Below are 10437 nucleotides of genomic sequence, written 5' to 3' on the forward strand. Positions count from 1 at the left end.
TCGGAGCGCGCGCCCGATCCCGTCTTCCTGTTCGCCGGCGGGCCCGGAGAGTCGGCGGTCGAGGCGGCGGCGGGCGCCGCCGCGGGAAACGCGGAGATCAACAGGAAGCGCGACCTCGTGCTCGTCGACGTGCGCGGCACGGGCGATTCGAACGGCCTGCAGTGCCCGTCGCTCCAGGGGCACGCGGGCGTGCTCGGCTTCCTCGAGAGCTTCCTCCCCGCCGCGGGCGTCCGCGAATGCCGGAAGCGCCTCGAGCCGCGCGCGGACCTGGCGCTCTACACGACGGCGAACGCGGTCGACGACGTGAATGACGTGCGCGCCGCGCTCGGCTACGATCGCATCAACCTCGAGGGCGGCTCCTACGGGACGTTCGCGGCGCTCGTCTACATGCGCCGGCACCCGCGGCACGTGCGGACGGCGGTCCTCGAGAGCGTCGTCCCTCCGGGCACCCGCGCGCCCCTCTTCTTCGCTCGCGACGCGCAGAGGGCGCTCGACCAGGTGATCGCGGCGTGCGCGAAGGACGCCGGCTGCCACGCGTCGTTTCCGGACGTCCGGGGCGACGTCGCTCGCCTCCTCTCGCGGCTCGAGGCGAAGCCGGCCGAGGTGACGATCAAAGACGCGAAGACCGGGGAGCCGCGCAAGATCGTGCTCGGCCGGAGCGCGGCGGCCCAGACGATCCGCTACATGCTGTACCTGCCGATCACGGCGGCGCAGATCCCGCTCCAGGCGCACATGGCGGCCGGCGGCGATTATTCGCGGCTCGCCGAAGGGGCGTATCTCTGGGGAAACCTCGCGGCGTCGCTCTCCGACGGCTTCTTCCTGTCGGTGACCTGCGCGGAAGACGTGCCGTTCTTCACGTCCGCCGAGGCCGAGGCCGAGGCGCGGGGGACGTTCCTCGGCGACTTCCGCACGCGCGTGCAGAAAGCCGCGTGCGCCGAGTGGCCGCGGGGCGAGGTGCCGCCCGGCTTCGATCTCCCCGTGAAGTCCGAGGCGCCTGCCCTCCTGGTCTCGGGCGAGCGCGATCCGGTGACGCCGGCGGCGGACGCCGAGAGCGCGGCGAAGCATCTCCCGCACGCCAAGCGCGTCGTGATCCCCGGAGCCGGCCACGATTACGAGGGGGAGAAGGGGGCCGAGGAGTGCATCAGCCGTGTCGCCGCGGCGCTGATCGAGTCGGGGACCGAGGCCGGCCTCGACACGAGCTGCGTCGCGGCGATCGTCCCGGTCCCGTTCGCGCTTCGCGACGATCGCGCGGCCGAGGTCGCGATCCCGGAGGCCGAGCTCGACCGGTTCGCCGGCGCCTACGCCGGTCCCGACGGCCACGAGTTCGTCGTCCGGCGCCGCGGCGCCGCCCTGCAGGTCGTGCTGGGCGAGGGCCGCGAGTTCCTTCTCACGCCTGTCGGGGCCTCCCGCTTCCGCATCGAGGGCGCGCCGCCCGGGTATTTCGTCGAGTTCCAGCGCGACGGCGAGAGCGTCACCGGGATGCAGATCGAAGAAGGCCCGACCGAGCGGTCGACGTTGAAGCGCAAGCCGTAGACCGGCCGCCGGGCGTTTCCTGTTCGCGAAAAGTCGCGCTATGCCGTCCGGGCTTTCGCGCCCAGCCGGAGGAGCTCTCTCCGAAGCCGGGCGTGCTTCTGGAGCAATCGCACGTAGCGCCCTTCGGAGGGGCCCTGCTTTGCATCGACGATCCTCGCCAGGGACTCCCGTTCGGCGGCGTCCCACCGGGCGATCCCCGGCACGAGATCGAGCACGCAGGCGAGAGAGGTGAAAGCGTCCGAGCCGGCCGAACCTTCCCGCGCGGGGCCGGCCGACAGGAGGCGCGCGAGCCGGGCCGCGCAGCGGACTCGAAATTTCGGCGCCGAAAGTCCCGACTCCGCCATTTTCCGTTCGACGGCGAGGCCGATATTGCGGATGTGGAAGCGATCCCACTCGCGCGCTTCGGAATCCCCGCCGTCCAGAATCATGCCCGCGGCGGCGAACGCGCGCAGCGTTCGCGGAGAGCTTCTGTAGCCGGGGCGTCGCGCGACGCGTGCTTCTTCACGGCGCGCGATCCCTTCGATCCGGGTCGAGACGGAGCGGAAGCCGAGGCGGCGGTAGAACCAGAACGCGCCCGATCCGATGGCTTCCTCGTTCTCGAGGCCGATCTGGTAGGGATCGATCGAGAACACCGTGACGCCGAACCTCCCGCGATACGCCCGGAGGAGGCGCGCGAAGACGAAGGCCGTTTCGCCGTCGCGGAACTCGGGAAAGACGTTGAAGGAGAGGTCGACGCGCTCGAACAGCATGAAGCCGTCCCCGTATCCGATCGGAACTCCGTTTCGGACGATCAGGAAGGCGGAGGCCCCCCGCAGGGGGAGACGGCGGGCGGGCGGCAGGCCGAAGAAATGGATGCGGAGCCCGCGTCCGGCGTCCGCTTCGACGACACGCGCGGCGTCGCCGTGGTTGAACCCGTAGAACTCGCGGTAGCGCGTCGCGAGGGCGGCACGCGCGGCGTCGAGCGTCCGGAGGCCCGCCGCCGACGCCAGGCGCCGGACCGGCAGCCGGGGGCCGGCGATCTCTCGGCGAAGGTCGATGTCCCGACGGGCGAGGAGAGTCTTCCCGTGGAAGAAAATCGGGCCGCGGCGAACCCGCAAACGGGTCCGGCTCCACGGAGATCGGCCGAGATCCCAGGTGACGGGCAGCGCGAGAGCGTCGAAGAGCTCTGCCCGTTCCGCGGGAGTCTCGGGCAGGCTTTCGAAACGCGAGAGGAGCCACGACACCGCGTCGCGGTTTCGCGCCGCCCGGAGCCATGCGGCGTAGGGGACGTTGGCGTCGACGAGCGCCTCTTCCTCGAGAAGGGGAAGGAAGCGGGCGAGTCCCGCGCCGAGCCGGTCGGGGGCATTCTGCAGCTCCCAGGCGATCCGCAGGCTCTTCCCGCGGGAGCGTCGCAGCGCCCGGAGGAGATCGAACGAGAACGTCGTCGTGACCGACGTTTGCGCGATTCCCGAGTGCCCGCCGCCCTCGAGAGCGGCGGGATCGGCTCCGAGGGACGCGACGCGCGCGGCGAAAGCTCCCAGGATCGACTCGGCTCGCCGCCGCACGGACGGCCGGCTCGGAAAAGCCGAAAAGTACAGAAGAGCGTCGTGAAACCGGACGAGGGCCTCCGGGTCCCGAAACGTCGCCTTCTCGAGCCTTGCCAGGATCGCATCGACGCGCTCCTGCGCGCCACGCTCCCGGCGCGCGGCTTCGAGCCTCGCGAGGAGGCGGTCGATCCGAACGGGAACTTTGGACGTCGAGGCCACGCGGCCTCGATTATTCAACGAAACGGGAGCGAGGCGCGGCTCGAGAGCAGAGGGTGAACTGTGGGGTCGGCTCTCGAACCCGAGTGACGGACAATCCCGGGATGGACGTCCTCTGTGCTTCCTGCGGCGCGCCGCTTCCCGCTTCCAAGCGCTGCCGGGACCTGTTCGACGAGCTGTCGCTATACGCTGACGCGCGCGGGCGGGGTGTTCATCCACCAGCACGCCGTCGATGCGTACGCGGCGCAGCACGCCGCGGAGAACCCGAAGCCGATCGCGACGGCGGCGGGGCTGATCGGCCTGTATCTCCTCGCGGAGAAGGGGTGGGACGGGCGGCGCGTCCAGCGGGCGCACATGGAGCTCGGCAACCGGATGAAGGAGTGGCCGGCGCTGCCGCCGCCGGACGGGCGCGCGGCCCTCGGCGTCGCGGACCTTCTCGCCGCGCCGGAGGGAATCGAGCGCGACCGCCGGATCGAGGAGTGGGCGCGGGCGGTGTGGGCGAGCTGGAGCCGGGAGCATGCGCGGGTCGCGGAGCTCCTCGAGGGGCCGTACCGCCTGCGCGGGCAGTGACTTCGCTACCGGGCAGCCGGGGTCGCGGCTTTCGACGCCGCTGAGCTCTCTGCCGGCGCCGATCGTGCGGAAGCCGTTCCCGACACGCGGACTTCCCGCTCCCGCCTCGGATTGAGCGTCACGGTGACGCATCCGGAGAACGCCAGGAGAAGGATAGCGAGGAGAAGTGTCGCGGGTTTCGTGCGGTCAGGGTAGCACGGGCCGCGGGGGCGCAGCGCCGGGGACCGAGGATGTTATGATCACTTTCTCGCCTCGCTCGCCTTTCGACAGCCCGGCTGCTGAATTCGAACCGAGATAACCGATTCGACGACGAACCGGCGCGAGAAATGCTCCCCGGCGCCGGCACGGCCGGCAGGAAGGCGAAGGTTCCCGGCTTGACGAAATCCCGGTTCAATCATCCCCGATTCAGCCCGGCGGGCGAGGAGCGGATCCGCCGCTCGATGGCGCGCGGCCACCGGGGCGACGACCCTCGGTTGCCGATCCGCCAGGTGTCCGTCCGGCGCGACGGCCGGCACTACATCTCCTGGTTCGGCCCGGTCGACCACGGCTGGCGCGATCAGGCGCTGTGGGAGATGGAGGTCGACTTCGGCCAGTTCCGCGCGAACAAAGGGAAGAAGGCCTGACGATGTCGCACGATCCGCTGCTCGACAAGATCCACGAAGTCCGAAATCTCCTGACCGCGTTCAAGAACGCCCTCGTGAGCCAGAAGCGGTTCAACGACCAGACCGCTTCGATCTTCTGGGGCGAAGACAAGGCGTTCTGGACTTTCCAGGCCGAGCACGATCGGTTGAAGCACCAGGGCATCAGCGCGGATTCGCGCCAGCGCCTGCTCGTCTTCCTCGAAAAGAAGGCGGCGCAGTGGGAGCGGCTCTGCCGCCTTGCCGAGAGCGGCGTTCCGATCGAGAACGACTTCCTCGAGCGCGAAGGCTGACGGCGGCGCGCGAAGGTCGATCCGTTCGGGGCCGGCGGCGCCTCGACGAGCTCTCGCCGTCTCGCTCTCTGGCTTGCCTATTTGGCTAAAATAGCTAAAATGGCTGATATGGCAGCGATCGGCGGCGGCATCCGGATTCTCGCGATCGGCCGTAAGAGCGCGGCCTCGGCCGCCGCGTCACGGCGGCTCTCCGGCCGCGGGTTCGAGATCGAGGCGGTTCGCGCCGGCCCCACCGCGATTCGACGGGCGGCGGGCGAAGCCTATGACGCGATTCTGTTCGACGTCCGCATACGCGACGAAGACTCGCTCGGCCTCGTCCGCGCGCTGCGATCGAAAGCCGTGGACGTGCCGGTGATCCTCGTTCTGAACGAGTGGAGCAACCGGACGGCTCTGGCGGCCGCCGAGCTCGGGGCCGTCCAGCCCCTGGTTCGTCCGGTGGCGCCGGAGGCTCTGGAGAGAGCGCTGCGGATCGGCGCCGGCGTCGGTTCTCGGGCGCGGCCGTCGGACGGCGAGGTGGTCTCGGTCAGCGCGACTCGAGCGAAGAACGAGTTCGGCCGTTATCTGGAGAAGGCCGTCCAGGGAGGCCGCGTCGTGATCGAGAAGCACGACTCTCCCAGGGCGGTGATGGTGTCCATCGGAGAATTCGAGAGCTTGAGCCGCTCGCGGAATGCTCGGCTCGGCGCGTTGACGCAGAAGTTCGACGCGCTCGTCGACCGGATGCAGGGATCGAAGGCGCGGCGCGCGGCCCAGACGGCTTTCGAGGCGTCGCCGGAAGAGCTCGCGAAGGCCGCGGTCGCCGCCGCCCGGAATGGCGGCTGATCCACCCGGAACGGGCCGAATTTACGTCCTCGCCGGAGTGAACGGGGCCGGCAAGAGCAGCATCCTCGGCGCGATGATGCACGCCACGGGCGCCGAATACTTCGATCCCGACGAGGCGACGCGGCAGATCCTCGAACACGACCCGGGACTGTCGCCCGAGGAGGCCAACGCTGCCGCCTGGGCGGAGGGCGCTCGGCGCCTCGATCAGGCGATCGAAAACCGAACGGATTTCAACTTCGAGACCACTCTCGGTGGCCGGACGATCACCGCTCGTCTCGAGAAGGCCGCCGCCGCCGGGCTCGAGGTTCGCGTGTGGTACGTCGGATTGACGACTCCGGATCTGCACGTCGCGCGGGTCCGCGCTCGGGTCGCTCGAGGGGGACACGACATTCCCGAGGCGAGAATCCGCAGCCGATACGACAGCAGCCGGACGAATCTGGTGCGGCTGGTGCCTCGCCTGACGGAGCTCTGGATCTACGACAACAGCATCGAGGGTGACCCGAGCGACGGCGTTGCTCCCTCTCCCAGGCTCATCCTGCACGCGCGGAGGCGCCGGATCGCGGAGATGTGCGCCCCCGAATCGGTGCCCGAGTGGGCGAAGCCCGTCGTCCAGGCTGCGCTCGACGCGGCGCCCGGAGGAAAGCGGTGAACGCGGGCGCCGTTCTCTCGACGAGAAATCCGTTGACAGGAAAATTCTTCTCGGGCACACTGATCCGCGAATGAAATTCCGCTCCGCGCTTCCGACGGTTCGAAAGTCGAAGAAGCAGCTCAAGCGCAAGCCTGAGAGCGGCGGGATTTCGTTCGGATAAACCCAAAAAAAGCACAACCGCACTGAACGAAGCCCGCCGGCAAGGCGGGCTTTTTCGTTTGCGGCGTTTTTCGGGAGGAGGGGAGAGTGGCAGACAGGATTCCGGTGGCAGTCCTCGGGGCGACGGGAGCCGTGGGGCAGCGATTCGTGCAGCTCCTCGACCGCCACCCGTGGTTCGAGCTCGCCGAGGCGGCGGCCTCCGAGAGGTCCGCCGGAAGGAGCTACGGCGAGGCGGCGCGATGGATCCTGCCGGGCGCGATCCCGGCGGCGGCCGCGCGGCTGACGGTCCGGCGCGTCGGCGAGCCGCTCGCATCCACGGTCGTCTTCTCCGCCCTCGATGCGGAGACGGCGCGGGAGGCCGAGCCGCGATACGCGCGGGACGGCCACGTCGTCGTCTCGAACGCCTCCGCCTTTCGCATGCATCCCGCCGTTCCTCTCCTCGTCCCCGAGATCAATCCCGAATCGATCGACCTCCTTCCCCGGCAGCCGTGGTCTTCGGGCGGCGGCGGCATCGTGACGAACCCGAACTGCTGTGTCGCCGGCCTCGCGCTCGCGCTCGCTCCACTGGAAAGGCTCTTCGGGATCGCCCATGTGACGGTCACGACGCTCCAGGCCCTCTCGGGCGCGGGCTACCCGGGTGTCGCGTCGCTCGACGCGGCCGGCAACGTCATTCCGCACATCGCCGGGGAAGAGGAGAAGATCGAGGAGGAGCCGGGCAAGATCCTCCGCGCCAATTTTCCGATTTCCGTCTCGGTCAACCGCGTTCCGGTTCGCGACGGCCATACGGAATCCGTCTTCGTGAAGCTGAAGAGGCCCGCGGAGCTCTCGGAGATCCGGAGCGCGCTCGCCGAATTCCGGGGCGAGCCGCAGCGCCTCGGCCTTCCTTCGGCGCCCGAAGCCCCGATCGTCGTCCTCGACGAGCCGGACCGTCCGCAGCCGGCCCGGGACGTCGAGCGGGAGGGCGGGATGGCCGTCTTCGCCGGTAATCTCCGGCGCGACCCGTGGTTCGACGCGCGGTTCACGGTGCTCGTCCACAACACGGTCCGGGGAGCGGCGGGAGCGGCGCTCGAGAATGCGGAGCTCCTCGCCGCGCGCGGGCTCGTCGGCCGCGCCGCGGCCGGGAGCGCGGAGGCGGCGCGATGCACGACGGGAGAGACGGTGCGATGCGCTGCCGGCGAGGCGGCGAAATGCGCTGCCGGCGAGGCGGCGAATTGATCGTCATGAAGTTCGGGGGAACGTCCGTCGAGGACGGAGCGCGCATCCGTCAAGTCGCGCGGATCGTCGCCTCCCGGCGGCGCGAAGGGCGCCTCGTCGTGATCTCCGCGCTCGGCGGCGTGACGGATGCCCTCGCGGCCGCGGCGGAAGCCGCCCGAGACGGCGACGAAACGGCATCCCGCGACCGGCTCCGGGCCCTGGAAGACCGTCACCTCCGCACGGTCGAGGAGGCGGGGATCTCCGGGAGCGACGCCTCGCGGCTCGTCGAGGAGATCTCGCTGACGTTCGGACGCCTGAATGAGCTCGTGTCCGGTGTCGTGCTCCTCGGGGAGCTCTCCGGCCGGACTCGGGATGCGATTCTCGCGGCGGGCGAGCTCCTCTCGTCGCGGATCGTCGCGGCGGCCCTGCGCGCCCGCGGGTGCGAGGCGACCTGGCACGACCCGCGCGAGCTCGTCGCCACGAGCTCCGACTTCGGGGCCGCGGTCGCCGACGAGAGCGCCATCGCCGCGAACACGGCCGTTCTCCGGACGAGTCTCGCCCGGAACGGCGTCGCCGTCACGGGAGGTTTCGTCGGGCGGGACCGGGCGGGCGAGACGACGACGCTCGGGCGAGGCGGCTCCGATTACTCGGCTTCGCTCCTGGGCGCCGCGCTCGGAGCTTCCGTGATCGAGATCTGGACGGACGTCGACGGGCTGATGACGGCCGATCCCCGCGTCGTTCCCGCGGCGCGCCTCGTGCCCGAGGTCTCCTACGCCGAGGCCTCGGAGCTCGCTTTCTTCGGCGCGAAGGTCCTCCATCCGGCGACGATTCGTCCCGCGGTCGCGAGCGGCATCCCGGTGCGGATCCGCAATACGGCCCGGCCCGGCGGGAAGGGGACCGAGATCCGCCGCGACGCGGGCGGGACGGGCGTCCGGGCGCTGGCCGCGCGCCCGGGAGCCGCGGCGATCTTCGCCCGCAATCCCCGCATGCTGCTCTCGGAGGGGTACGCCTCGAGGATCTTCGCCGTCTTCGAGAAGCACCGCGTTCCCGTGGACGTGATCGCGACGAGCGAGATCTCGATCTCGACGACGGTCTCGGCGTCGGCGCCGGTCGACGACGTCGTCCGCGACCTCGGCCGCTTCTGCGAGGTCGAGACCATCCGAGGCCTCGCCGTCGTGAGCGTCGTCGGACGCGGTCTCCGGACGACACCCGGCATCGCGGCGAAGACGTTCGCCGCGCTCGACGACATCAACGTCGTGATGATCTCGCAGGGCGCGAGCGAGACGAACCTGACTTTCGTGATCGACGAGGGGAGCGTGCGCTCCGCGCTCGAAAGGCTCCACCGGACGTTCTTCGAGGAAATCGAGGGGCGCGCGGAGGAATGCGCGTGAGGGCGGCGATCGTGGGATGCGGCCGGATGGGACGCGCGCTCGAAGAGATGCTCGCCGAGCGCGGTCACGCGACGGTCGCGCGAATCGGACGGGAAGACCGGCTCGACGCGGCGCGCGGGGTCGACGTCGCCTTCGAGTTCACGCGTCCCGACGCCGCCCGCGGCAACGTCGAAACCCTCCTCGAAGCGGGCGTTCCGACCGTCTGCGGGACGACCGGCTGGGACCCCGCCGCCGCGCGGGCGCTCTCGGCTCGCCTCGGCGTCGCCTTTCTCGCGGCGCCGAACTTCTCGATCGGCGTGGCGGTCCTGAGGCGTCTCGTCGCCGAGGCCGCCCGGATGCTGGCTCCGTTCCCCGAGTTCGAGCCGGGGATCGTCGAGCGCCACCACGCGAAGAAGGCGGACGTGCCGTCGGGAACCGCGCGCCTTCTCGCGGAGACGATCGCGCCGTTGCGCCCGGCGGGGGCGGCGCCCCCGATTGCCGCCCTCCGCCAGGGCGGGCAGCCGGGCGAGCACGAGGTGCTCTTCGAAGGGCCCGACGAGTGCCTCGGGCTCGTCCATCGCGCGCGATCGCGGCGGATCTTCGCGGCGGGCGCCGTGCGCGCGGCGGAATGGATGGTCGAGACCGGGCCGAAGGGGCCCGTGACCTTCGACGACTTCTTCGAAAGGAGCAGGCCATGACCGAAAACCGACTGGGAGGCGTTCTCACGGCGATCGTGACGCCCTTCGACTCCGAAGGCCGCGTGGACGAGGCGGCACTGCGCCGGCTCGTCCGATGGCAGATCGAAGAGGGAGTCGCCGGCCTCGTGCCGTGCGGGACGACCGGGGAAGGGGCGACGCTCGACCCGGCGGAGCACGAGCTCGTCGTCCGGATCGTCGTCGAGGAGGCGAAGAAGTCGACGCGGCGCGTCCGAATCGTCGCCGGTGCGGGCACGAACGACACGCGCCGGACGGTCGCGCTCGCTCGCCGGTGCCGCCGCGCCGGCGCCGATTCGCTGCTCGTCGTGACGCCGTACTACAACAAGCCGACGCAGGCCGGGATGCGCGACTACTTCCGCGAGATCGCCGACGCGGTCGACCTCCCGATCGTCGTCTACAACGTGCCCGGGCGCACGGGCGTCAACCTCCTGCCCGATACGGTCCTCCGGATCGCCGAAGACCCGCGCTTCGCCGGCGTGAAGGAGGCGTCCGGGAACCTCGACCAGGCCTCGCAGATCCTGCGGAGCCGCCCGGAACGCTTCGCGGTGCTTTCCGGCGAGGATTCGCTCGCGCTCCCGATGATCGCGCTCGGCGCCGACGGCGCGATCGCGGTCGTCTCCAACGAAGCTCCCGGCGCTTTCTCGCGCATGGTCGAAGAGGCTCGGGCCGGGAACTTCGCCGCGGCGCGCGAGATCCACGCCCGGCTCTTCCCGCTCATGCGGGCGAACTTCTGCGAGTCGAACCCGATTCCCGT

General features: G+C 70.6%; 11 protein-coding genes. 10 read left to right on the forward strand and 1 reads right to left on the reverse strand.

Translation table 11 applies throughout. The annotated features are described in order from the left end of the window. On the forward strand, nucleotides 1-1533 hold a 1533-nt coding region (locus VKH46_05490; GenBank protein HKB70277.1), incomplete at its 5' end, for an alpha/beta hydrolase. A 38-nt stretch (nucleotides 1534-1571) separates the two neighbouring features. On the opposite strand, the gene VKH46_05495 is transcribed toward VKH46_05490, so the two are convergent. After that, complete coding sequence (locus VKH46_05495; protein HKB70278.1) at nucleotides 1572-3278, reverse strand: hypothetical protein; 1707 nt, start codon at nucleotides 3276-3278, stop codon at nucleotides 1572-1574. Nucleotides 3279-3482: 204 nt separating this feature from the next. Here VKH46_05495 and VKH46_05500 point away from each other — a divergent pair, with 204 nt between their 5' ends. The 9 genes from VKH46_05500 to dapA all read left to right on the forward strand — a co-directional run. Beyond that, nucleotides 3483-3845, forward strand: coding sequence for a DUF5946 family protein (locus VKH46_05500; protein HKB70279.1), 363 nt, complete (start codon nucleotides 3483-3485; stop codon nucleotides 3843-3845). Nucleotides 3846-4219: 374 nt separating this feature from the next. Next, a complete protein-coding gene (locus VKH46_05505; protein HKB70280.1) occupies nucleotides 4220-4468 on the forward strand; it encodes a hypothetical protein in 249 nt (82 codons plus the stop codon). Between the two features lie 2 nt (nucleotides 4469-4470). Then, the gene (locus VKH46_05510; GenBank protein HKB70281.1) at nucleotides 4471-4776 is read left to right on the forward strand and encodes a hypothetical protein; all 306 of its coding nucleotides are present in this window, start codon (nucleotides 4471-4473) and stop codon (nucleotides 4774-4776) included. A gap of 99 nt (nucleotides 4777-4875) precedes the next feature. Beyond that, nucleotides 4876-5595, forward strand: a complete 720-nt coding sequence (locus VKH46_05515; GenBank protein HKB70282.1) for a type II toxin-antitoxin system prevent-host-death family antitoxin — start codon at nucleotides 4876-4878, stop codon at nucleotides 5593-5595. Continuing rightward, entirely contained in the window at nucleotides 5585-6244 is a 660-nt protein-coding gene (locus VKH46_05520; protein ID HKB70283.1) for a zeta toxin family protein, read from the forward strand. The genes VKH46_05515 and VKH46_05520 overlap by 11 nt, the downstream gene beginning before the upstream one ends. A gap of 246 nt (nucleotides 6245-6490) precedes the next feature. Next, the gene (gene asd / locus VKH46_05525; GenBank protein ID HKB70284.1) at nucleotides 6491-7618 is read left to right on the forward strand and encodes an aspartate-semialdehyde dehydrogenase; all 1128 of its coding nucleotides are present in this window, start codon (nucleotides 6491-6493) and stop codon (nucleotides 7616-7618) included. A 5-nt stretch (nucleotides 7619-7623) separates the two neighbouring features. Further along, nucleotides 7624-8988, forward strand: coding sequence for an aspartate kinase (locus VKH46_05530; GenBank protein ID HKB70285.1), 1365 nt, complete (start codon nucleotides 7624-7626; stop codon nucleotides 8986-8988). Continuing rightward, the gene (locus VKH46_05535; GenBank protein HKB70286.1) at nucleotides 8985-9665 is read left to right on the forward strand and encodes a dihydrodipicolinate reductase C-terminal domain-containing protein; all 681 of its coding nucleotides are present in this window, start codon (nucleotides 8985-8987) and stop codon (nucleotides 9663-9665) included. The genes VKH46_05530 and VKH46_05535 overlap by 4 nt, the downstream gene beginning before the upstream one ends. After that, nucleotides 9662-10437, forward strand: a 776-nt coding sequence (gene dapA / locus VKH46_05540; GenBank protein HKB70287.1) for a 4-hydroxy-tetrahydrodipicolinate synthase, incomplete at its 3' end; no start/stop codon positions are given. The genes VKH46_05535 and dapA, both read left to right, overlap by 4 nt.

The sequence above is a fragment of the Thermoanaerobaculia bacterium genome, from assembly GCA_035260525.1.
Taxonomy (GTDB): Bacteria; Acidobacteriota; Thermoanaerobaculia; order UBA5066; family DATFVB01; genus DATFVB01.